General features: G+C 37.1%; 23 protein-coding genes and 1 pseudogene. 10 read left to right on the forward strand and 14 right to left on the reverse strand.

The window, feature by feature from the left end:
- From mnmA to HMPREF1321_RS04890, 5 genes are all read left to right on the forward strand, one after another.
- Complete coding sequence (mnmA, locus tag HMPREF1321_RS04870; protein WP_009421636.1) at positions 1-1,194, forward strand: tRNA 2-thiouridine(34) synthase MnmA; 1,194 nt, start codon at positions 1-3, stop codon at positions 1,192-1,194.
- 65 nt (positions 1,195-1,259) lie between these two features.
- Complete coding sequence (locus tag HMPREF1321_RS04875; protein WP_009421614.1) at positions 1,260-2,534, forward strand: glycosyltransferase; 1,275 nt, start codon at positions 1,260-1,262, stop codon at positions 2,532-2,534.
- 314 nt (positions 2,535-2,848) lie between these two features.
- Complete coding sequence (locus HMPREF1321_RS04880; RefSeq protein WP_002672015.1) at positions 2,849-3,160, forward strand: hypothetical protein; 312 nt, start codon at positions 2,849-2,851, stop codon at positions 3,158-3,160.
- Between the two features lie 132 nt (positions 3,161-3,292).
- Positions 3,293-4,591, forward strand: coding sequence for a TolC family protein (locus HMPREF1321_RS04885; RefSeq protein ID WP_034575720.1), 1,299 nt, complete (start codon positions 3,293-3,295; stop codon positions 4,589-4,591).
- A 190-nt stretch (positions 4,592-4,781) separates the two neighbouring features.
- Positions 4,782-6,008, forward strand: a complete 1,227-nt coding sequence (locus HMPREF1321_RS04890) for an alpha/beta hydrolase (protein ID WP_009421648.1) — start codon at positions 4,782-4,784, stop codon at positions 6,006-6,008.
- Between the two features lie 106 nt (positions 6,009-6,114).
- Here HMPREF1321_RS04890 and HMPREF1321_RS04895 read toward each other — a convergent pair whose 3' ends face one another.
- The gene (locus HMPREF1321_RS04895; RefSeq protein ID WP_009421638.1) at positions 6,115-7,287 is read right to left on the reverse strand and encodes an alanine dehydrogenase; all 1,173 of its coding nucleotides are present in this window, start codon (positions 7,285-7,287) and stop codon (positions 6,115-6,117) included.
- Positions 7,287-8,708: a chromosomal replication initiator protein DnaA gene (gene dnaA / locus HMPREF1321_RS04900; protein WP_009421615.1), complete on the reverse strand. Its 1,422-nt coding sequence runs from the start codon at positions 8,706-8,708 to the stop codon at positions 7,287-7,289. Before dnaA ends, HMPREF1321_RS04895 begins: the two co-directional genes overlap by 1 nt.
- 201 nt (positions 8,709-8,909) lie before the next feature.
- Between dnaA and HMPREF1321_RS04905 the strand changes: the two genes are divergently transcribed.
- Complete coding sequence (locus HMPREF1321_RS04905; RefSeq protein WP_009417733.1) at positions 8,910-9,326, forward strand: acyl-CoA thioesterase; 417 nt, start codon at positions 8,910-8,912, stop codon at positions 9,324-9,326.
- 97 nt (positions 9,327-9,423) lie between these two features.
- On the opposite strand, the gene HMPREF1321_RS04910 is transcribed toward HMPREF1321_RS04905, so the two are convergent.
- The gene (locus tag HMPREF1321_RS04910; RefSeq protein WP_009417762.1) at positions 9,424-10,251 is read right to left on the reverse strand and encodes a purine-nucleoside phosphorylase; all 828 of its coding nucleotides are present in this window, start codon (positions 10,249-10,251) and stop codon (positions 9,424-9,426) included.
- 90 nt (positions 10,252-10,341) lie between these two features.
- Positions 10,342-11,157 (reverse strand): M48 family metallopeptidase, encoded by an 816-nt coding sequence (locus HMPREF1321_RS04915; RefSeq protein ID WP_009421618.1) that lies wholly within the window; start codon positions 11,155-11,157, stop codon positions 10,342-10,344.
- Between the two features lie 948 nt (positions 11,158-12,105).
- On the opposite strand from HMPREF1321_RS04915, the gene HMPREF1321_RS04920 reads away from it, so the two are divergent.
- From HMPREF1321_RS04920 to HMPREF1321_RS04930, 3 genes are read left to right on the forward strand one after another with little or no spacing between them, the layout of a single operon-like run.
- Positions 12,106-13,365 carry a tetratricopeptide repeat protein gene (locus HMPREF1321_RS04920; protein ID WP_034575722.1) on the forward strand — a complete coding sequence of 420 codons (1,260 nt, stop codon included), beginning with the start codon at positions 12,106-12,108 and terminating at the stop codon, positions 13,363-13,365.
- A gap of 39 nt (positions 13,366-13,404) precedes the next feature.
- Positions 13,405-14,193, forward strand: a complete 789-nt coding sequence (gene truA / locus HMPREF1321_RS04925; protein WP_009421625.1) for a tRNA pseudouridine(38-40) synthase TruA — start codon at positions 13,405-13,407, stop codon at positions 14,191-14,193.
- A 59-nt stretch (positions 14,194-14,252) separates the two neighbouring features.
- On the forward strand, positions 14,253-14,777 hold the full coding sequence (locus tag HMPREF1321_RS04930) for a membrane protein (RefSeq protein WP_009421613.1): 525 nt from the start codon (positions 14,253-14,255) through the stop codon (positions 14,775-14,777).
- Between the two features lie 56 nt (positions 14,778-14,833).
- Here the strand turns inward: HMPREF1321_RS04930 and rsmG are convergent, their stop codons facing one another.
- The gene (rsmG, locus tag HMPREF1321_RS04935) at positions 14,834-15,451 is read right to left on the reverse strand and encodes a 16S rRNA (guanine(527)-N(7))-methyltransferase RsmG (RefSeq protein ID WP_009421657.1); all 618 of its coding nucleotides are present in this window, start codon (positions 15,449-15,451) and stop codon (positions 14,834-14,836) included.
- 46 nt (positions 15,452-15,497) lie between these two features.
- Here rsmG and HMPREF1321_RS04940 point away from each other — a divergent pair.
- Positions 15,498-16,463, forward strand: a pseudogene (locus tag HMPREF1321_RS04940) (DUF4421 family protein).
- Here HMPREF1321_RS04940 and HMPREF1321_RS04945 read toward each other — a convergent pair.
- From HMPREF1321_RS04945 to HMPREF1321_RS04985, 9 genes are all read right to left on the reverse strand, one after another.
- Entirely contained in the window at positions 16,411-17,562 is a 1,152-nt protein-coding gene (locus tag HMPREF1321_RS04945) for a class I SAM-dependent methyltransferase (protein ID WP_034575723.1), read from the reverse strand. The pseudogene HMPREF1321_RS04940 and the gene HMPREF1321_RS04945 overlap by 53 nt on opposite strands.
- A 31-nt stretch (positions 17,563-17,593) precedes the next feature.
- Positions 17,594-18,682, reverse strand: a complete 1,089-nt coding sequence (gene corA / locus HMPREF1321_RS04950; RefSeq protein WP_009421629.1) for a magnesium/cobalt transporter CorA — start codon at positions 18,680-18,682, stop codon at positions 17,594-17,596.
- Between the two features lie 236 nt (positions 18,683-18,918).
- Complete coding sequence (locus HMPREF1321_RS04955; RefSeq protein WP_009421639.1) at positions 18,919-19,548, reverse strand: class I SAM-dependent methyltransferase; 630 nt, start codon at positions 19,546-19,548, stop codon at positions 18,919-18,921.
- Between the two features lie 15 nt (positions 19,549-19,563).
- Positions 19,564-19,851: a YciI family protein gene (locus tag HMPREF1321_RS04960; protein WP_009421624.1), complete on the reverse strand. Its 288-nt coding sequence runs from the start codon at positions 19,849-19,851 to the stop codon at positions 19,564-19,566.
- Between the two features lie 40 nt (positions 19,852-19,891).
- Complete coding sequence (locus HMPREF1321_RS04965) at positions 19,892-20,569, reverse strand: SDR family NAD(P)-dependent oxidoreductase (RefSeq protein WP_009421654.1); 678 nt, start codon at positions 20,567-20,569, stop codon at positions 19,892-19,894.
- A 1-nt stretch (position 20,570) separates the two neighbouring features.
- Complete coding sequence (locus tag HMPREF1321_RS04970) at positions 20,571-22,046, reverse strand: SLC13 family permease (RefSeq protein WP_009421637.1); 1,476 nt, start codon at positions 22,044-22,046, stop codon at positions 20,571-20,573.
- A gap of 165 nt (positions 22,047-22,211) precedes the next feature.
- Entirely contained in the window at positions 22,212-22,490 is a 279-nt protein-coding gene (locus HMPREF1321_RS04975) for a SemiSWEET family transporter (RefSeq protein WP_002666358.1), read from the reverse strand.
- An 82-nt stretch (positions 22,491-22,572) separates the two neighbouring features.
- Complete coding sequence (locus HMPREF1321_RS04980) at positions 22,573-23,094, reverse strand: hypothetical protein (protein ID WP_009421642.1); 522 nt, start codon at positions 23,092-23,094, stop codon at positions 22,573-22,575.
- The gene (locus HMPREF1321_RS04985) at positions 23,091-23,534 is read right to left on the reverse strand and encodes a hypothetical protein (protein ID WP_009419748.1); all 444 of its coding nucleotides are present in this window, start codon (positions 23,532-23,534) and stop codon (positions 23,091-23,093) included. The genes HMPREF1321_RS04980 and HMPREF1321_RS04985 overlap by 4 nt, the downstream gene beginning before the upstream one ends.
- Positions 23,535-23,867 lie beyond the last annotated feature (333 nt).

The following is a 23,867-nucleotide window of genomic DNA, read 5'->3' on the forward strand; positions in this document are numbered from 1 at the left end:
ATGAAAAGAGTAGTAGTAGGACTTAGCGGAGGGGTAGACAGTAGTGTAGCTGCCTATTTGTTAAAAGAACAAGGTTATGAGGTAATAGGACTTTTTATGAAGAATTGGCACGATGATTCAGTTACTATTTCCGACGAATGTCCTTGGTTAGAAGATAGTAACGATGCGCTTTTAGTAGCCGAAAAGCTCGGTATTCCATTCCAAACAGTAGATATGAGTGCACCCTACAAAGCCCGTATTGTCGATTATATGTTCAATGAATACGAACACGGCAGAACGCCCAATCCCGATGTGTTGTGTAATCGAGAAATCAAGTTTGATGTCTTTATGAAGCTCGCCCTTAGTTTAGGTGCCGATTACGTAGCAACGGGACACTATTGTCGCAAAGAAGAAATAGAGATTAACGGGGAAAAAATCTACCGATTGCTATCAGGGAAAGATGAAAATAAAGACCAATCGTATTTTCTATGTCAGCTTTCACAAGACCAACTCAGTAAAGCACTTTTCCCTATCGGGGAATTACAGAAATCAGAAGTGAGAGCCATTGCCAAAGCTCAAGATTTGATAACCGCTGATAAAAAAGATTCTCAGGGACTTTGCTTTGTAGGAAAAGTACGTTTACCCGAGTTCCTACAACAAAAGCTACAACCCAAACAAGGCGATATTATTGAAATCTCCAATGATTGGAAAGGATATACTGACTTTGATATGCCACGTACTTTTGAAACTTATGAAGGTGAATTGGAGTATTTGTCACAACGTTTTGTGTATCAACCCGAAGACGGTAAAAAAGTAGGTATCCATCAGGGGGCTCATTATTTTACCAAAGGGCAACGCAAGGGCTTAAATGTGGGAGGAACCAAAGAACCTTTGTTCATCATAGAAACTGATATTGAGAAGAATATCATCTATACAGGACAAGGACACACACATCGCGGATTGTTCCGCAGTGCTTTGTTTATCGCAACCCCTGATGAACATTGGATTCGAGAAGATTTGGCATTAAAAGTATATGAATCGAAAGAGTTTATGGTACGTATACGCTATCGTCAGCCATTACAGAAAGCGGTTTTATATAAAGTCGAAAACGGTTTGTATATTCATTTTTCAGAACCCCAAAGTGCTATTACTGAGGGACAATTTGCTGCCTGGTACAGCGGAGATGAATTAGTGGGTAGCGGTGTTATTTCATAGAAAAAACACCTATTGTAAAATGGTTATAATGTATATTATGTCAAATAACAGATAGGGAAAAAGATATGAGAAAGGTACTTATCATCACTTATTATTGGGCGCCTGCTGGCGGACCTGGTGTACAACGTTGGTTAAAATTCGTAAAATATTTACGAGATTTTAATATAGAACCTATTGTATATATTCCTGAAAACCCAACTTATCCCATCATTGATAATGAAATAGGAAACGATTTGCCTACCGATATACAAATTATCAAACATCCTATATGGGAACCTTATGCTTGGGCTTCGTTATTCTCTAAAAAGAAAACCCAAAAAATTAGTTCAGGTATCATTCCGCGTAAAAAAGTTTCTATTTTAGATAAAGTATTACTTTGGATACGTGGTAACTTCTTCATTCCCGATGCTCGCAAATTCTGGGTCAAACCTTCTGTAAAGTATCTGAATAAGTTTATAAAAGAAAACCAGATAGAAACTATTATTACCACTTCGCCTCCCCACAGCATACACCTTATAGGTTATGAGTTAAAGAAACAAATTCCTCACCTCAAATGGATTAGCGATTTCCGCGACCCGTGGACAACTATTGGTTATTACAAAGATTTACGTCTTACTAAATGGGCAGATAAACGTCAGCATTATTGGGAAAAAGAAGTGTTACAACAATCAGACTTGGTGATTACAACCAGTTTCAAGACGCAAAAAGACTTTCAGCAGCTTACCAATACTCCTATTGAGGTGATTACCAATGGTTACGATGAGGAAAAAACAATCACCCCTCCCCTATCTAATAAATTCCTTATTTCGCACATAGGTTCCTTATTATCAGATAGAAACCCCAAAATGCTGTGGAAAATATTAGCCGAATTAATACGCGAAGAACCTCATTTTGCCGAAGATTTCACACTTTGTTTTGCAGGCAAAGTAAGTGAAGAAATCGAAGAAGATATTCACCATAACGGACTTACACCTTATTATATTAATAAAGGTTATATTAGCCATCAAGAAGCTATTAGTTTGCAAAAGCAATCGCAAGTATTGTTGCTCATCGAAATAGATTCCGAAGAAACAAAAGGTATTATTGCGGGTAAACTGTTTGAATATATGATTTCGGGGCGACCTATTCTCGCCATAGGACCTCATAACTGGGATGTTACACCTATTCTCACTGAAACACAAACAGGTACTTTTGTGGGATATACCGATGCCTCTCAGATGAAAGCCAAAATAGTAGAGTTCTATCATCAATTCCAACATAAAACACTTAAAACTAACCCCAAAGAAGTAGAACAATACAGCCGTAAAGCCCTTACTCAACGGTTGGCTCAACTGATATAAAAAGTTTTCTTATTTATCACATTTTTTTCTATTAATGAAAGATTTTCTACGATAAATAATCTTTTTCTTTTGTTTATTAAAAAATAATATATACCTTTGCAGAGAAATCTCAAAAGATACTTTTTCTGCTTCTTATATAAAAGAAGAGAAAACTATCTCAATAAAATGATTTTTTATATAGAAAACTAAAAAAACTATCTTGGGAAAATGATTTCCTATGTTGGGAACTGGAAAAACTATCTTAGTAAAACGATTTCCTATCTAGGAAACAAATAAAACAAGTAATTATTTCATAAAATTTAATTGACAATCTTATGGCAAAGAAAACTTACTCAACTAATTTAGTCGAATCACAAGTGATGATTGACGGGTTAAAAGGTCGTAATGACAAATTGCCTTTGGGCGTGAAAGCCGAAGACATTACCAAGCTTGAAGAACTCCGCAAGAAGATGGAAACGCTCAACAGCGAACAAGAAAAACTCAAAGCTGACCTCAAAACTAAGACTCAAGAGCTTAGTAAAACTATTACCGAAATAGAAAGTAAAGTATCTTTCATTAAAAAACTCATAAAAATTGATATTCCTCAAACACAATGGAAAGAATTTGGTATTGAGGACAAACGGTAAAAAGAAATACCTTGTTAGGCAGTGCGTCCCAACAAGGTATTTTTTGTAATGATAAATAGTTAAGAACGAATTACTTTGTATATATAATAATTCGGAAACTATACATAAAATCAACTTATTGAATAGAACAAAATGATGAAAAAGTTATTTTTTTTACTTTGTTTACTGCCTTTTTCAGTAGTAGCACAAAAACTGTGGACATTAAGCGACTGTATTCAGTATGCCAAAGAAAATAACCTATCTATTAAACAATCGGAAATAGATTTAAAAGCCACAGATATTGATAAAATGCAAGCCAAAGCAGGTTTCTTGCCCTCGGTGAATGGCAATGCATCTTATAACTTAAATGAGGGAAAAAATATCAATCCTGTAACCAATCAGTTTGAAAATGCTTTCTTTCAATCGGCATCAGGAGGAGTAAGCGTAGACCTTACTCTTTTTGCAGGACTACAAAATTGGCGCAAGTTACATCAGGCGGAACTTAATCGTATAGCTTCTCAATATCAGTTAGATAAAATGAAAGACGATATAGTACTGATGATTATCAATGCCTATGCTGAAGTGTTGAGCAATAAAGAACAAATCAAGAATTTGAAAGCACAGTTAGAAATTTCAAAGGAAAGTTTAACGCGCACCCGTGAACTTATTGGTGCAGGTTCTTTACCTAAAGGAGATATTTATGAAGCCGAAGCACAACTGCTCACACAAGAACAGCAAATAATAGCAACCGAAAACGCTCTCTTTATTGCCAAAATGGGTTTGGCACAATTACTTTTGTTAAAAAACTATCGAGATTTTGATATTGCAGATAGTGCTTTTGAGCAACCTTCTGCTGATATTCTCAATAAAACTCCTGAAGAGATTTATGAGCGTGCCAAAGAGGTAATGAGCGATGTAAAATTAGCCGAAGCGAATATGCAAGTAGCTCAAAATAGTTTGCGTTTATCACAATCAGCTTATTCACCGCGTCTTTCTGCTCAATGGGGTTATAGTTCACGATGGAGTAAGAATCAATCGCAAGATTTTTGGCAACAACTTGATGCTAATAAAGGTATGTATGCAGGGTTATCGCTTAATATTCCTATTTTTAACGGATTTTCAACTTTAGGAACAGTAAAACGTCAGCGATTAAATTTTCTAAAAAGTCAATTCGCTAAAGAACAAGCAGAACTTACTTCTGAGAAGAACATTTATCAAGCCTATAACGATGCTTCGAATGCTAAAAAGCTATATGAAGCAAGTGAAAAGACGGTACAAGCAAAACAACAGGCGTTTAGTTATGCGCAAGAGCGTCATAATGTAGGCTTAATGAATACTTTTGATTTTAGTCAAGCTAAATATCAGTATGAGAATGCTCAAAACGATTTTGTTAAAGCTAAATATCAATATATTTTTAAGCTAAAAGTATTAGAATATTATTTTAGTCATTAATACAAGGTCGATGTTTTTTGCCCAACTTTGGTACTTCCGAACAAGCCTTATTAAAGATTATCTCAGATAAAGTAGAACCTTTAGCTTTGTTATCTATCCAAATACCTGACAATTGGAAAGGTGTAATCAAAGATGCTCGCAACACTAAGTACAAAAGTCATAAAAAGTAAAATTACTAATTTATCTATATATGAAAAAACGCATACTATTCAGTGCTATAACCTTATTTGTTGTAGGGCTACAAGCACAAAACAAATTCAAAGTAACGCCTGATGAGGCACGTAATGGTTCGTATACTATTAGTCCTACTTTGCCTAAAGACGGAATGGTAAAAGCAGGCACGGTTCTTACACTCAAAGCAACTCCTGCCACTGGCTATATTTTTGATAGTGGCTATTACTCTTTACCAGAACAGTGGGGAGCTATGTTTTATGAACAATCTACACCTGAGTTCAAAGTGAAAGTAAACAAAGATATGAATGTAGGAGCTTGTTTTATACCTAAAAAAGCGGAAGCCAACCTAAAAGTAGTGCAAGATATTGTTTATGCTAAACCGGGAGTAAAACCGCTGAAATACGATGTATATAGTCCTAAAGGTAAGCAAAATCTACCTTGTATCGTAATTATTCACGGAGGTGGATGGAGCTCCAATACTGAATCGGTGATGAGAGGTTTGGCACGCGAACTAGCAAACAGTGGCAGATATGTGGTTTTCAACATTGATTATCGCTGGATAGACAAACTTGACGGAGATAGTACTCCTACTCAATTGCACCAAATTATAGAAGATGTGTATGGGGCTTTGTTACACATTGCTGAAAACGCTGCTAAATACGGAGGCGATAGCAGTAAGTTACTTCTTACGGGCGATAGTGCGGGAGGACATTTATCGGCTTCAGCAGCAAATTTTGTAGAACGCATAGGCGATAGAGGTTTTGGTAAAACGCAAGGTGTTTACGAATTTATGCCTACCTATATGCCTAAAGGGAAAACTGTGGCACAAGTGCGCAATGAGTTGGCTAAAGCTATCAAAGCTACTGCTCCCAGCTATGGAGTATTTCGTCCTGAAATGCTCACTCATCGCTTTAAAGACTATCCTTATTTAAATGAAATTGCACCTATCAACAGTATTCCAGAGGCTTCTAAAAGAGCAGTACCCCAATTGTTGTTTAGAGGTTCAGAAGATGAACTTATAAAAGATGAAGAGGTTAAAGCTTACGAACGCGCCCTTTCCAAAGCCGGTCAGAGGGTGGAGTATATACAAGTAGGAGGTGCCAATCACGCTTTCTTCGATTGGAAACCTGATACTAAAACACAAGCAACTTTCAACAAATACGGCAAATACCACGCTCACGAAATGTTGTTGTTCTTTGATTCAGTATTAGAAGATCTTAACAAAACAGAAAATACAAATTAGAAAATAGAAAAAGGAAATTAGAAATAATAGCAAAATGTCCGAGAAGTTAACTCTATAACTTCTCGGACATTTTATTATCAAAGTATTAAGAAAACTTATTCTGTATCTATAAAAACAATAAATGTAAAGGTTTGTAAGGCAATCCGAACCACTCGGAGATGTTGTGATGAGTAATGATTCCGTGATAAGAATAGAGTCCGTTTCTAAAACCTTTGTCTATTTGTAATAGGTTTTCTACACCTCCTTCCTCTCCTATTTTCAGTAAGTAAGGTAATAGGATATTGCTGAGCAAAGTTGAAGCTGTATGAGCATAGCGGGAAGGTAAATTAGGCACTCCACAATGTACTACTTCGTATTTTGTAAAGGTAAGTTGTTCTAAAGTGGTAAGCTTACTGGTTTCTATACAGCCTCCTATGCCAATACTAGCATCTACTATCACAGCACCACGCTTCATTTGTTGTACCATATCTTCGGTTACTACTATGGGCGAGCGACATTCTCCACTCATAGCCCCTATAAGCACGTGGCAATGTGTTAAGGCTTCTCTGAGCAACTGAGGTTGCAAAGTAGCGGTATATACTGAGGAGGGCAAATGTGTACGCAGTTTTCTCAAATCGGTGAGAGAAGGAGCAAATATCTTTACATTGGCACCCAATCCTAAGGCAGTTTTGGCAGCAGCTTCGGTGAGTTCATTTGCACCCAAAAGTACTACCTCAGTAGGCGGTATTCCGGTGATATTGCCGAGCAAGAGTTGGTTTTCTCCTGCAAGCAGTTCAGAGGCGGTGAGTACAGCTGCAATACCTGTGAGCTCATCAACCGACTGCTGTATAGGGTGATTTTCTGCTTCGTCCTTTATATATTCAAAAGCTAAGGCAGTGATTTGCTTTTGTGCAAGCGTCTCGAAGTAAGTTTTATCTTGCGTGTTAAGTTGTAAAGCCGACAACAATACAGATTGAGCATTAAAGTAAGCAAGTTCATCAGTAGTAGGCGGTTGAACTTTTAGCACAATAGGACACGCGAATGCTTCTTGGGTATCGTATACTATTTCGGCACCTGCCTCACTATAGTCGGTATCAGAAAAATGAGCCTCCTCCCCTGCCCCAGCCTCTATTAGTATTTGATGTCGGTTAGCTACTAATACCGCTACTTCATCGGGAGTTAAGCAAATGCGATGCTCTTGAAAGGTGTGCTCTTTGGGAAGCCCTATTTTCAAAGATTTTTCTTCATTGCTTACTGCTAATCGTTCTTCTTGTGGTAATAGTTGAGATAAGGATTCCATCAGTCAGAGAATTTAGTTTCCAAATCACTTACATATTTCTTGAATGCACGGTCGGTTTCTATTAGATTTTCCACCGTTTTACAAGCGTGTAACACCGTAGCGTGGTCGCGCTGTCCTATTTGGCTTCCAATAGTAGAAAGCGAATTTTTGGTGTATTTCTTCGAGAAAAACATCGCCAACTGTCGTGCTTGAACCACATTACGCTTTCTAGTTTTTGAATGCAAAGATTCTATATCTAAGCCAAAGTAATCGGCGATGATTTGCTGAATATGGTCAATCGTCAAATCGTTTCGATTATTCTTCACCGATTTATCAATAATGCTTTGTGCAAGTTCTATAGAGTACTCTTTGCGGTTGAAAGCTGCTTGTGCAATCAGTGAATTACTCACCCCTTCGAGTTCACGCACATTGGTACGAATATTTTCAGCTAAATAAGCGATGATATCCTCGCCTATTTCAGCGCCATCATTATAGAATTTATTTTCTAATATTTTATAGCGCGTTTCATAGTCGGGCGTTTGTAGTTCGGCTGAAAGCCCCCATTTGAAGCGAGAGAGCAAGCGCTGTTCGATATCGAATAAATCAACTGGTGCTTTATCGGAAGTGAGGATTACCTGTTTTCCATTTTGGTGCAGGTGATTGAAGATGTGAAAGAAAGCATCTTGGGTTTTTACCTTCCCTGATAGGAACTGAATATCATCGACTATCAGCACATCGATGAGCTGATAGAAGTGAATAAAGTCGTTAAGTGTATTCTTATCTTTATCTTTGGCTGTGGAAGCACTGATAAACTGTTGGGTGAACTTTTCGGCAGAGACGTATAATACCTTCTTTTTAGGGTATTTTTCTTTGATATCTACCCCTATTGCGTGTGCCAAGTGGGTCTTACCTAAGCCTACTCCTCCGAAGATAAACAGCGGATTGAAAGCCGTACCTCCAGGTTTGTTGGCAACTGCCATACCTGCAGAGCGCGCTAAACGATTGGAAGCCCCCTCCACAAAGTTGTCGAAGTTCTGATGTAAGTTCAGCTGAGGATCAACAGTTATTTCGCGAATACCCGGTATTACGAAAGGATTTTTAAGTCCAGGGTCTTTGGTTTCAGTAGCTAAAGTCAAAGTCTGTTTTGCTAATTCCGGCCGATTAGTACTAGGAAGTTGTTCTTTGGTAAGAGGAGTATCGACAATATATACGAGGCGAGAGTTTACACCTAAGGTAAAAGTCATAGCTGATTTGAGAAGAGAAATATAATTTTCTTCTAACCACTCACAAAAGAATTTACTGGGTACTTTGATTTTTAGGGTGTTGCCCTCTAATTCCACAGGTACGATAGGAGCGAACCAAGTGTTAAATGGTTGCTCAGTAATGTTGTCTTTTATAAATTCAAGACACTTACTCCAGACTTTTTCAGCTGCTTCTTTCATCTTTTTTAGTGCTACTTTTTAGCTAAAAATTTGATTATTAGATTTTTTTACTAATTTTGCCGGTAATAAAACTGTTGTTTTTTCAGTGAGCAAAGTTGTGAATAATTTTTGAATAAAAAAAATATTTAACATTTGTTTTTGTACTTTTATTTTATATGGGAGCACTGTTAATATTTTGTTAATATTTATATCTATCTAAATATGAAAGAATTATATTTTGATTATGTACTGCGTACACGCTATGCAGAAACTGACCAAATGGGGGTAGTGTACTATGGGAATTATCCTCAGTATCTTGAATTGGGAAGAGTGGAGTGGTTAAGGTCTATTGGTTTTACCTATAAGGCGATGGAAGAAGAAGGAATAATGATGCCTGTGGTATCCCTGCAAATTCAGTATAAAAAGCCTGCTTTGTATGACGAACTCATTACTATTCGTACCAAGTTAAAAGAATTACCCTCTACAAAAATAGAGTTTGACTATGAAATTCTCAATGAAAAAGGAGAATTACTCTCTACGGCTAATACTGTATTGGTGTTTGTAGATGCGAGGACTTTCAGACCAGTGCGTTGCCCTGAGAAGGTGCTAAAGCTTATAAAAGCAAAAAGTGAAGAGTAAGGAGTAAAAAGTAAATAATTTGGTAATTTAACTTTGCCAAAGGTTGTAGCACAACAAGCTATTGAAACTTTGGCAAAGTTTACACCACAACTAAAAACTATTGATAGCTTTTAATCAGATTCTTCACCAATAATATCACGTTTGGCATTGCGATATTAGCGGCGTTGAGTACTTCTTCGTGTGATACATCGGGGGAGATGTCGGGACCACCTAAGTCGGTGATGACTGAAAGAGCACACACTTCCATATTCTGATGACGTGCTACAATTACTTCGGGTACGGTACTCATACCTACGGCATCACCTCCTAAAATGCGCACCATACCATATTCGGCTGGGGTTTCAAAAGAAGGACCTTGCAAACCTACATACACTCCTTTTTGGAGCTTGATTTTATGTTTCTTAGCTATCTTTTCGAGCTCGGTTATCATAGCTTGGCTATAAGGTTTGCTCATATCGGGGAAGCGCGCACCAAATAGGTCTAAGTTCTTACCGCGTAGAGGGTGCTCAGGAAATAAATTGATATGGTCGCGAATAACCATTACATCACCTATTGAAAAGTTAGGGTTCACCCCTCCTGAAGCGTTAGAAACAATCAGACGTTTAATACCTAATTGCGCAAAAACGCGTATTGGGAAGGTTACTTCTTGCATTGTATATCCTTCGTAATAATGCACACGCCCTGCCATCATTAGCACATAGCGGTTTTCTATTTTACCGTAAATCAGTTTACCTTTGTGTCCTTCTACAGTAGATTTAGGGAAGTTAGGAATATTGTTGTATTTAATCTCAGAAATCACTTCCACTTCATCTTCTAACTTATTGAGTCCAGAACCTAAAATAATAGCAAATTCAGGAGTGTGCTCTGTGATGTACGACTGTATGATGCGAGCCGTTTCATTAATTTTATCGTAAACTTGTTGCATATCTTTATAATGTTTATTTGTTACCTAAATATTGGTGTGAATAATACTGAAATAAGGGGGAATCGTAGCGATGCTTATCATATCTTTTAGCTATTGAAAATTGGTGACTCCAAACTTAATAGCCTCAGCACGTGCTTTGGGTACTAAGGCAGTAAGGTTTTTGATACGAGAAGCATCAGAAGGGTGGGTGCTTAAAATAGTAGGTGTAGATTTACCATCTTTCTTAGCACTCATACGTTTCCACAATTCAGGAGCCTCAGCGGGGTCATAACCAGCAATTGCCATAATCTGGATACCTATGGCATCGGCTTCTGTTTCGTTGGAACGACTGAAGGGCAACATTACTCCTAAGTTAGACCCTAAGCCGTAAGCGAGCATAAACTGGTCGGTATAAGCAGCGTATTTGCTTGTTTGCAAGGCTACTGAACCTGCAATAGCACCTATTTGTTGTAAGGTAGCAGCACTCATACGTTGTGCTCCGTGGTCGGCTAAAGCGTGAGCCACCTCGTGCCCCATTACCACTGCCAAACCTGTTTCGGATTGTGTAATAGGTAAAATTCCTGTATAGACCACAATCTTACCGCCTGGCATACACCAAGCGTTCACCTCAGGACTATCTACCAAGTTATATTCCCAACGATAATCATCTAAATAGCCTTTATAACCATTGGTATCAAGCCATAGTTTGGCAGCTTTGGCTATGCGTTCGCCTACGCGTTTCACCATAGCGGCATCGTTTGTATTTTTCACTACCTTATTAGATTTTAAAAAGGTGGAATACTGACTAAAAGCCATTGGGAAAACCTGACTATTAGGCATAAAGTTAAGGGTACTCTTCCCTGTAAAAGGGTTTGTCTTACAAGAAAAGACAATTAAAAGGAATGCGATTAAAGTTAATTTCTTCATAAAATTTTATTTGAGGGCAAAGATACAAATAATAATTGAAAATACAATAGTAATATCTTATAAATTTTATTGTTAATAAAAAACAATAATATAATAGGTTAAAAGTATTCTTTTTACAGTGAGACTACGTGACAGAAATTAAACAAAATTGGTTTCAAAATTAAAAAAGAATGAAGGCTATGCCTTGTGAAATGATTATTTTAAGACTTCAACTTTGCCAAAGTTTAAACTTTGGCAAAGTGTATACCGCAAAGGAGACTAATAATCAGTATTGTATATATAGGACTCACATTAATATCATACGTAAAAAGTATTCTTTTTTATAGAGAGACTATACCCGAAAAATTAAACAAAATTAATTTTAAAATCAAAAGAAAATGAAGGTTGATTAATGCAAGCGCTATATGACTTTGGAGAAGCTGAGAAAAAAATGCTAAAATCTCTAAAATAGAGCATATTTTTTTAAAATAAGACAATTAAATTCTTTTTCATCTTTTAGTGAATTAAAAATAATAATTGTTTATATATCAGTTAGATAGAAAATATACCTATCTTATCTTTTAGATGTATCTTAACCGAAGGAAGAGCGAACCTAAGACGAAGGAAAGACGAACAAAAGACGAAGGAAAGAGGTTACTAAGTTGAATCTCAATTGGTAGAAAGAGGTATTTACGTTATTGAGAAAAAAATCATAAAAACGTGATTTTGGCGAAAAAAATGCAATTTTTAGTGTGAGTAACTTTTGAGGAACGTTTATGAGAATTGAAAATAGAGAGATATAACTTTCGAGGAACTTCAACGGACTAATTGTCAGAAGTATGCGGTTGGCACAAGTTTTGTTGCTAAATAAAAAGTTGATAATATTTGGTGCTTTAAAAATAAAGTGCTACATTTGCGACTTCAAATTAGTATATAAAACAAAAAACTGCGTTAAAATTGCAAAACAATATGAGAAAACCATTATTAATGGCTGCTGCCTTACTGATTTCGGCAGTGGCGTTCGGACAAAAAAAAGAACTCAAAGAGATTGAAAAACAAATCCGTAAAGGAGATTTAACAACTGCCAAAAGCGGATTAAGCTCCATTAAAGGTTCTATTGAGGGTACTGAATTTGCACCTCAGTTCTATTTCTTGGAAGCACAAGTGAATGTGGAAGCTGCCAAGAAAAATGAAAATGTATTGGCTTCGTTGCAAGCGGCTTCTTCAGCTTTTGCTAAAGTAAGACAATTAGAAGGAGGCAAAGGCAAATACACAAACCAGTTGCAAACTTTGGCTGATGAGGCTATTAATATTGCAGCTAAGCAAGCACAAGACAATTACGAGCGTAAAAACTACAAGAATGCTTCGGTTGCTTTTGAACAAGTATACCGCCTCAGTCCGCGTGATACTGTATTTTTGTACAATGCGGCAGTAGTATCGGTTGAAAATAAAGATTATGACAACGCTGTGAAACTTTATAAAGAGTTGAAAGACTTAGGTTATGACGGTGCTGAAACACTTTATTTGGCTACTAATAAGCAAACTAAAAAAGAGGAAACTTTCCCTGATAAAAACCAGCGTGATTTGATGGTAAAAGCAGGTACTCACGAAAAAGCTAGAAATGAAAAAACGCCTTCAAAACGTGCTGATATCGTGAAAAATATTGCCTTTATTTACGTAGAGCAAAACAAGACTGATGAGGCGCTAAAAGCTTTTGCAGAAGCAAGAAAAGCTTATCCTAAAGATGCTAACATCATTCTTGCTGAAGCGAATGTTTACTTGCAATTAGACAATAAAGAAAAATTTAAACAACTAATGCAAGAAGCTGCACAGCTTGACCCTAATAATGCTGACCTTCACTACAATATTGGGGTTATCAATATGCAACAAGGTAACAATATAGAGGCTCGAAAAGCTTTTGAACAAGCACTTAAAATTAAGCCTAAATATGCTGATGCTACTTTGAACCTTTCGACTACTTACATTAATGAAGGTAATGCTTTGGTTGAGCAAATGAATTCATTAGGCAATTCGGCTGCTGATACTAAGAAATTCAATGAACTTAGAGACCAAAAAGAAGCTTTGTTTAAAAAAGCTGCTGAAGTATTAGAAAGCTACGTGAAAGCTAATGGCAACGATAAAAATATCTTGGAACAACTAAAGAGCATTTATGGAGCTTTGAGCGACAGTGCTAACTTCCAACGTGTTAAAAAACTATTGGGTGAATAATAATTTAGTATAAGATGTTCGTTAAAAGGTAACAGAGTTATGCTCTGTTACCTTTTACTTTTTATAAAGATAAAAATGCGTTATTTTATAGAACTTTCTTTCTTTGGTAAAAACTATTACGGTTGGCAATCCCAGCCCAAAGCTATTTCAGTGCAAGAAGTTTTACAGAAGGCTCTTTCTACTCTTTTGCGAACGCCTATAGAAGTTGTGGGAGCAGGTCGCACTGATAGTGGTGTGCACGCTTTGCAGATGTATGCTCACTTTGATGTGACAGAAGCGTTGCCCGCTAATCTGGTTCACAAGTTAAATGCTTTTCTTCCAAAAGATATAGCTATTCATCATATATATGAAGTACAGCCTAATGCCCACGCCCGTTTTGACGCTTTGAAACGCACTTATCAGTACCATATTAGCACTCAAAAAGATGCTTTTGCTTATGATTATGCGATGGCATTTACTCTTCCGTTAAATGTAGCGCTTATGAATGAAGCGGCTCAAATACTTTTTGATTATACTGATTTTCAGTGCTTCTCTAAAACACATACGGATGTAAAGACATATAATTGCAAAATATACGAAGCGCATTGGGATAAGGAGGAGAACCAACTCATTTTTACTATTACTGCCGACCGTTTCTTGCGCAATATGGTACGGGCGATTGTAGGAACACTTATAGATGTAGGCTTACAGAAACTTTCGCTTACAGATTTTGAAGATATTATCCTCAGTAAGAAACGTAGTAAAGCAGGAGCATCGGTTCCCGCTTGTGGGTTATATCTCACCCATATAGAATACCCCAAAAGTCTCTTTGTTGAAAAAAAGGATTAAATATTAGCATTATTCAAGAAGAATTACTACCTTTGCAAACTTTTAAAACAAAAACAGAAATGAAATATTTACAGAACAAATATTTAAAGATAGTTATAGCCGTGCTTATCATAGCGTGGGCGGTATATCAGTTCACACAGGGGAATATAGGTAATGGCATAGCGCTTATTTTGCTTTCTCTTATTCCTATTTTACTCTATTTTCGCAACGAATTTATACTTCTCACATTCTTACGTTTGCGCAAGCAAGACTTTGCAGGAATGGAAAAATGGCTCGGCAAAATAGCAGACCCTCAGACAGCTTTACTCCGCAAACAACAAGGCTACTACAACTATATGTACGGTATTATTTACTCGCAAAAGAACCTTACTCAAGCAGAAAAATACTTTCGTAAAGCTCTACAATTGGGACTTACGATGAGTTATGACGTAGCGATGGCAAAATTGAGTTTGGCAGGTATTATGATGCAAAAGCGCAAAAAACGGGAAGCACAGGAGCTCCTCACTGAGGCTAAAAAGCTAGATAAGCAAAACTTGATGAGCGACCAAATAAAGATGATGCAACAACAACTCAAGAAAATTTAAAGCATAAAAAAGGCTGTCGTTTTAGACAGCCTTTTTTATGTTTTGGTTCTAATATTTTATCCCTTTAAATACACTATTTTCTTAGTCTCGAAGAAAGGTTCATCGTAATAACTACTGATATCAGTCAGTTCTGTCTTAGGGAAAGGTGCTAACTCCTCAGTAAGGTCACCGCCTTTTAAGTAAAGAATACCATTGGGGAGGTCGTTTTTAGAAGTCTTCTTAAACTTTCCTTTTACCCAAGGTACAAAGTCCTTCATTTGAGTAACGGCGCGACTTACCACAAAGTCGTAAGTGTCTTTTAGTTCTTCGGCTCTTATCTGCATAGCCGTTACATTGGTGAGCCTTAAAGCTTTTACTACTTCTTGTACTACTTTTATTTTCTTTCCGATAGAATCGACCAATGTAAACTGACAGTTAGGGAACATTATAGCCAAAGGTATGCCAGGGAAACCTCCACCAGTGCCGACATCTAATAGTACTGTGCCATCAACGAACTGAATGCGCTTAGCAATAGCCAAACTATGCAACACGTGTCGCTCGTAGAAATCGTCTATATCTTTGCGAGAGATGACGTTTATTTGAGCATTCCACTTTTCGTATAGCGGTTTGAGCTCTGCAAATTGTTGTTGTTGCAACTCACTAAGTGAGGGAAAGTATTTGAGTATGATTTTCATAGTTGCTAAAAATGTATTACTTTTGCACCCGTTTTTATATATTATAATGAATTTACGAGCCTTATTATTGATTTTTTTGTCGGGAGGTTGCCTTTCGTTCTTTGCACAAGAGCGCGATACTACCTACATTCAACCTTATCCGCAAGAAATATGGCTCAGAGCGTATACTCCTACCAAAATGCTCATACTTACGCAAGGGAAAGAGGCTTATTCACCCAACTACCCATTTAGTTTAGGAGTTGGAATAGGTTTGCGCAAGATATTAGGGCTTAACGTACTTTATGCACAGAACTTATTCCGACTAAAAAATGAAACAAATCTAAAAACTCGCAGTATTGATATACAAGCACATAAATACGGTAAACGCATACTTATAGATGCTTATTATCAAGACTATACAGGATTTTATATCGATAGAGGTAAAGGGAATTATACCCTCTTCCCTACCCTTTCTACCCAGCAAATAGGTGTAGAAAGCACTTACGTATGGCGTGCAGACAAGTTCTCGGCGCGGGCTGCCTTTGAGCAAAGCGAACGCCAAGTGAAATCGGCGGGGAGTTTACTTTTTGGCAGTGGTTTCTATTGGCATCGCATAGAGCCTGATGCTAACACAGAGAATGTGAGTAGCGAGGCTTTTGAGAATTTCTAAATAGGTTTTCACGTGGGCTATGGCTATTCGTGGGTAGCTGGCAAACACTGGTTACTTACAGGGGCATTTATCGGTGGATTGAATTTTGGTAACCAAATGGACATACTGCAACAGCTGAATATTAAGGTTTATCCTACTTCTGTGACGCGCTTTTCGTTTGTATATCTGAAAGATGATTGGACTGTAGCCTTATCGGGAATTTTTAATAACAAGTCAGTTTATCCTACGGATAGCAAACCTATTCGCTTGATTACTCCCAGTGTACAACTATCGTTTACTAAGCATTTTTACCTCAAAAGAAAAAACTTTCTCACTCGATTACCTTCCCTAAAAGTACGACCAACCCCTCAACGGAACGGGTAAAGATAAGATATTCATTACCACCTTCCACGATATGGTATTTCTTTTTAATTTCTGCTACCGATAACGGATAGTTTTTAGAGAGAATACAATATTTACTACCTTTTTTTAACTTTTTAAGATTGATAGGAGTTACCTGCAAAACACGTCCGGCAAAGGGCTTTTTTAGCTGCTCGGAAGTGTATAGATGAGTATTTACGTCCAACTTCTCTACCTCAAAATACTGCGCTATATAGTTAAAAGCTCCTGATTTCAACAAAGCATTATTAGGAATATACAAGTATTGTTTAGGCGCACTATACACCACTTGAGAACTATGCAACACTTCTTCTGTAAATTGCAAAATAGGCTCTTCAGTCTCCAAATTCACACAATGTATTTGTACTTGCGTTTCTTTTTTAGGTTCTTGTACTACCAATACCTCCTTTACTTCATTGCGCAAGGCTACCAAATGAATATGTGTTATCTTGGGTAGCGTATGCAACAGATAACTAATGTCTATCATAGGTGATAGTTTGGTAAGCACTTTATCTGCTTTTTGCAATAGTACAGACTGTAACTCTAAGATATTAGGTGAGAGGTCTTCTAAGAGAAACTTCTTTTGTTTGAGAGCGTCTCTACGAGCAGGATCAAGATAAATAAGGTTGTAATGTGCTGTTGTAGCTTTCAAAAAGGCTTCTGCGCTTCCATTTATAAATGTGGCCTTGTGTCCTAGAACCTGCCAATTATGTTCCACTTTACTGAGAAGTTCCCTATTTTGTTCTACCAACGTAACTTCTTTAAACTTCTCTGAAAGAAAAAATGCATCAATACCGAACCCACAAGTAAGGTCTAAAAAACGTTCTCCGTGCAAGCCTTGTGCCTTGTACTGAGCGGTTACCTCGGAGGAGGTTTGCTCTAAATTAAGTGTTGGAGGGAACAATATACCTTCCGTAGTAAGCAAAAAAGGAAGTTTTTTAGCTGCTGTACGCCTGCCTTCAATCTGTTGTGCTAATTCTTTGTTAGAAATGCCATTGAATACAGGTTTCTTTAGGAGCAATGTTGTAGTTGTCCCCTCGTATTCCCTGATAAAGCGTTGTACATTCTCGTCTAACAAATTCATAGCGCGCAAAGATAGTGCATTTTCACAAAAATCAAAGCCATTTTTTGCGTTTGAAGTAGAAAATCATTGTTACTGAAATACCTATCATCACCAACCATACTAACGGATATGCCCACCATACTTCTAATTCAGGCATATACTTGAAATTCATACCGTATACCCCCACAATAAAAGTGAGCGGAATAAAAATAGTAGAAATAAGGGTGAGCAAGCGCATAATGTTGTTCATCTTGTTACTCATTGCCCCCATATAGGTGTCAGTAAGTCCCCATAAAATATCGCGGTAGGTACTGAGTGTTTCGACAATTTGCACCGTGTGGTCGTGGAGGTCACGAAAATAATGCTTAGTATCGATGTCGATAAGATGATGAGGGGTTTTCTCTATCTTGTTTACTACCTCACGCGAGGGCGTAATTGATTTCTGCAAAAAGATAGCACTCTTTCTCAGCAACTGGATTTCGGAAATCATATCTTCACGAGGGTGAATAATAATATCATCTTCAATGGTTTCAATCTTATCGCTTACTTTATCCAAAATCACAAAATAGTTGTCTACAATAGCATCTAAGAGTCCGAATAGCAAATAGTCAGCGGGGCGTTTGCGTAGACTGCTATCGGCGTTTTGCAAACGTTTGCGTACGGGGTCAAACACGTCTTCGTCTTCACTTTCTTGAAAAGTGATGAGGTAATTTTTGCCCAATAATAATGCTAAGTGCTCTGAAATAAGTTGCTTATCTTTGCCGTAGTACAGCATTTTAATGATCACGAGAATATGTTCATCAAGGATTTCTACTTTCGGACGGTGTTCGGTATCGAGTACGTCTTCCAAAAATAGGTTATCTAAATGAGTATAAGCACCTAACTTTTTTACTTCCTCGATATTGTTTAAGCCGTTTACATTCACCCACGTGATACGGCTATCGATTATAAATTTAAGGGCTTCCTCAGCCGAAGAAACTTTCTTTACCTCACAAGAATGCTCGTTATAGGCACAGACTTCTATATTGAGAGGCTTCTCTTTATTACCGAAATACACCAGACTACCGGCAGGCAAACCTACCTTTTTGGAGCGATTTGTCTTGCGTTTCCTTCTGGTAGTAGAGACTATATTTTTACTCATATATAATTATTATATTAAAATATTGGTTATTAATATTTTATTAAAACATTTTAAAGCTAAAGTATAAGTATCATAACAAAAACGAAAGCGTTAGTAAGCGTAATAAATACTTGTTGCTTTTGTTTAAATTAGTGGTTAATATACTGATTATTAGATTATTTTCACATTTATATACATAGTAAGTAGATACTTTATAGAATATACATTAAATAAAAGATTTATATTTTTATTATAAGTTACTTATATTCAGTAACTATTAATTTATAAAGTACCCAACCTTGCATTCTTTCTTCTTGTATTAAGGATAGTCCTACTGAGTTTAAAAATTGACTAAAATCTTCTGTTCTTTTTAGCTTAGGAAGGTAATAACTAATCTTCGCATATTCACAAGCAATGAGAAAAATACCTTTGTCTGAGAGTATGCGTTTGACTTCCCAAAAAGCCTCTTTGAGGTCTTGCCAATGGAAGTGTGTTTGAAAAGCAGTTATCAAATCAAAAGTTTTATCGCCAAATGAGCTATGCTGAATGTCCTCTAACTGAAAGATAGCCCTTGTATGAAGCTTCTTTGCTTCCTTAATAGCGATTTCGGATATTTCAATTCCCCAAACTTCACTATGAGGAAAATATTCAGTGAGCAGGACAGTTGATTTGCCATTTCCTACTCCTATATCTAATATTTTTCGTGGAGCTTCTGACGGTTTATAAAGTCCTAATGCCCATTGTACCATTGGTATATAAACACGATTAAAAAGTTTCATCATTATTACACCTACAAAACCCGAAGGCTTTTTAGACTGCTGAATTAGGTAATAAAGCAGGAGTATTAAGATTGAGAAAGTAAGGGCTGTTAGAAAAATAATTTTCACTTGTTAATTGTGGTTTTAAGAGAGTACCTTACTGAACTCCTCAGAGAATTTGGTAGGGGTAAACTCAATAACCTGGTAGGTTGCTATTTGGTGCTGATAAAAAGGGTCTTGGGCAATGATAGCTTCTACCTCTCCCCTACTACCAGCCTTGCACAAAATTATACCACCTACACGGGGTACTTGTGCTCCTGAAGCAACAAAATGTCCTGAAGCATAATGCTTATCTAAATAAGCGCGATGTGCTTCTAAATGTTTTTCAACCTCTGAAAGGTCTTTTTGATACGTTAAAATAATGATATACATATTATTAAATATTAGTTTTTATTCTTTACTCGTTAGTATTTTAAGGTGTTGTATTGGCTACTTGTAATACCTTTCCGTTGAATACTTCACCCCCATTCAAAGCAAAATCAGCAATGTAGCGTGCCATTTGCTGTGGGGTGATATTAGCTTTATAATCAGGGAAGGCTTCAGTGAGCATTCCGGTCTGTACGGCTCCTAAGGCTAAGGTGTTGAAGATGATACCGCGCTCTTTGTATTCTTCGGCTAAGAGCTCCGATAAGGTAATAAGAGCACCTTTAGAGGAACTATACGCTGCCAAACCGCCAAACTTCAAACTCCCTTGTATGCCTCCCATACTGCTGATACTTACGACGTGCGAGCCTTTCCTCATAAAAGGCAATAATTTCTGAGTGAGTTGAGCCACTCCGAATACATTCACCTTGTACACTTCTAAAAAGTCAGTTTCAGTAAGTTGTTCAAAGGGTTTATTGATGAGTTTTCCTGCGTTATGAATGAGTATATCTACGCACTGCCATTGTTGCAAATAAGTGACTACCGTTTGTAGGCTTTCTGTCTTTGTAATATCAAAAGGGAAACAATGTACATTAGGCAAATTGAGTGCCTTTATAGAAGCAGTATGCCGCGAAAGGGCTAAAATATTATGCCCTTCCGCAGCCAACTGTTGTACTAGCGCAAAGCCTATACCTCTGCTGGTACCTGTTATGATGATGTTCTTCATATTACCCTAAGAGATGTGTTTCTCCTACAATAAATAAAACAAGGTATCCTATCACCATACTGATAAGCCCTACAATAAGCCCCACTTTCAGCATATCGTTTTGTTTTACTAAGCCTGTAGAGTACGCAATGGCATTCGGAGGGGTAGAAATAGGCAAACACATCGCTGATGATGCTGCCAAAGCTATCCCAATAAGCACTGTAGAGGTACCCCCTATTGCGCTTAGGTTTTCTCCCATTCCTTGACAGATAGTTACCAAAATAGGAATTAACAAGGCTGCCGCAGCAGTATTGGAAATAAAGTTGCTGAGAAGATAACAAATAAGTCCCGATGCAATCAATACTATTATAGGCGACCACGACCCAAAGGGTATGGTATCGATAGCAAGTTCGGCTAAGCCCGATTCATTGATACCTAAACCTAAAGCGAAACCTCCTGCTACCATCCAAATAACGCTCCAATTGATGGACTGTAGGTCTTTAGCAGTAATCACGCCTGTTGCTGCAAAAATACCCATAGGCACTAAGGCAACGGTATTGGCATCAATACCCGTTAGTTCACTGGGGAGTAGCCATAAAAGAATGGTAACGATAAAAGTGCCACTTACTACCCACATACGCCAACCTTGGTGTACTTTTCCTAAAATATGTAAGTTAATTGTTTTTTGAGTAAAAGGGAAGAATTTTAATATAAGTCGCCACGAGATGAAGAGTAACAAAAGTACCAATGGGAACATAAACGACATCCATTCGCCAAAATCAACGCCCATATTCAGTCCTTTGGGGTCGTTGAGAGCTTGCAGAGCAATAGCGTTAGGAGGCGTACCGATAGGGGTAGCCATTCCTCCCAAGTTAGCAGCAATTGGAATACTCATCGTGAGTGCGGTACGTCCTTTGCCACTTGCAGGCAATGCTGCAAAAACAGGAGTAAGAAAAGTGAGCATCATAGCTGCCGTAGCGGTATTACTCACAAACATTGAGAAAATACCCGTAATGAGCAGGAAACCCAATAGCACATTCTCGCTTTTATTTCCGAACGGACGTATCAAATTCTTGGCAAGCAAGACGTCTAACCCCGATTTGGTAGCGGCAATAGCCAAGAAAAAACCACCTAAAAAGAGTATAATCACAGGGTTGGCAAAGGTAGCCATAATCTCTTTACTGCTGAGTAGTTTTCCGAAAATCTCGTTTTCTTCTCCTTTAAAGAAGAACAGACTGTGGTTAGAAACCGTTAAACACATTAGGGTAATGATACCCAGCGAAGTAGCCCACGAAGGGATAGCCTCACTAATCCACATAAGAGTGGCAAACACAAAAATAGCGATAATTCGCTGATGTATCACCGTTAGTCCGCTAATATGAAACACCTCAGTAGGCAAATTCCACACTACAGCAGTTACAATCACTATACATATCAAAGCGATAAGGTGTTTTTTTTCAAAGTGATTGGTCATTACATTTTCTAATTCTTTAGACATAATATTTTGGTAAGTTTAAAAAGTTATTTGCTATTTAACAAACGAATGACAAAGGTATAAAAAAAGAATAATCCACCAAAGAAAAACGATAGTTTTTTATTGATGGATTTATTTATATTTTACTTTCTTTGTTTTAATTGAAATATATCCTATAACTCAATGTATTTAAAGAGAAGTAATAAAAGTTAAAAATCCTAAAACTACCCCCACCAAATTGGGGATAATGAGAATATAATCTGGCTTAGGCTCTTTTGTCCAGCCATACACGACCCAGATAAGACAAGACCCCGCTGCAAACAAAGGTTGCCAAGGTTGTGCTTTGTGCCCCTCTAAGTTGGCCATAATTTGAGGAATATAGGCTACAAATACCGCCACTCCTATAAAGGCTCCTATGGAACCTATAAACAAATTAATTTTTTGCTTGATATTTCTTTTTTCGTTCATAATAATATGGTTTTCTGCAAAGATAGTAATAATTTGCGTATTTTACAAAGAAACTTCAAAAATAATTAGAAAAATTTTTGTTTTACACTCTGCGTAACGAAGCTTGTAATCTACGAATATGAGGGTCTTCTATGTTATCCAAAATAGCTAAAGTATCTCTTGGAATAAAAATACATTTTTCCAAAAGGCTTTTCAGTAAGTTTTCCAATGCCAAAGTATATTCTTGATAAGTAATAAGTTCTTCTATCTGTTCAATAAACGATAAAACTAGTGAATCAGTTGAGAAATCATTAGTAAGTTGCTTTATAAACAAGTTAGTTGAGTAAGAAAGTATACTGATAGGTTCATAAATACTAATTCCTAATTTTTCTTGAATGAGAGCCTCAACCTCTTCTTTGGTTTTTTCCCATTCTTCTCCTTCTCCCATAAGCCGTAACTCATTGATAACCTCCCACAGCTCATTTGTGGTATTATAGTCTCTGAAGTCTTTGCATATAAAATTGGAAGTATAATCTCCTACTTTTTTAGCATTATAGCCTTCTTTCCAAAGGGCTTGTAAGCCTTGAATGTAATAGACAATTGCTTTTATCTCTTCTAAAGTCATTTTATTACACTTAGTTTTTCAGGTTCATTAATAGGAATTCTTAGTCGTAAGCCAAGTTCAGAACGAGCGATTATATGGTTTGTATCCTCAAAATAGGCTTCCTTAAAATACTCGCTATTATCCAAAAACAAAAACCATAAAAGTTCCCCATTTTCTTTATTGATAATGTAAATAAAACCATCTCCTTCCCAACTACATTCACCTCCATAAATTTTATATTGGGCATTCTCTACCATAATTTTCGGATAGAGATTAGAGACATAATCCTCTTCGTTATAAGAAAAATAACTATCTAAGGACGATTTACACAAAATTCTTAGGTGATACTTCTCTTTAATCCATTGTCCCTCCAAAACAAGCATATCACCATTAGGGTAAGTAATAGATTTGATAATAGGATAAGTGTAATTTTCAAGAATGTTTTTGATACGTGGATGCATATTACATTTATTTTTTTAGTACATTTTATGGTTACTAAAATCCAACGACAAAGATACAGAAAAAAAGTATCATATACAAAGATATTTTGGGCTATCTTTTATGATGAACAAATTCATAACAATTATACAAACATACTTAGCATAGAGTTTCACCGAATAATAAATGAAAGAAGAACGAACCTACAGTGGCTCTACAGTGGCTCTACAGTGGCTCTACAGTGGCTCTACAGTGGCTCTACAGTGGGTCTACAGTGGGTCTACAGTGGGTCTACAGTGGGTCTACAGTGGGTCTACAGTGGGTCTACAGTGGGTCTACAGTGGGTCTACAGTGGG

Origin of the sequence: Capnocytophaga sp. oral taxon 412 str. F0487, assembly GCF_000271925.1 — a bacterium.
Classification (GTDB): domain Bacteria; phylum Bacteroidota; class Bacteroidia; order Flavobacteriales; family Flavobacteriaceae; genus Capnocytophaga; species Capnocytophaga ochracea.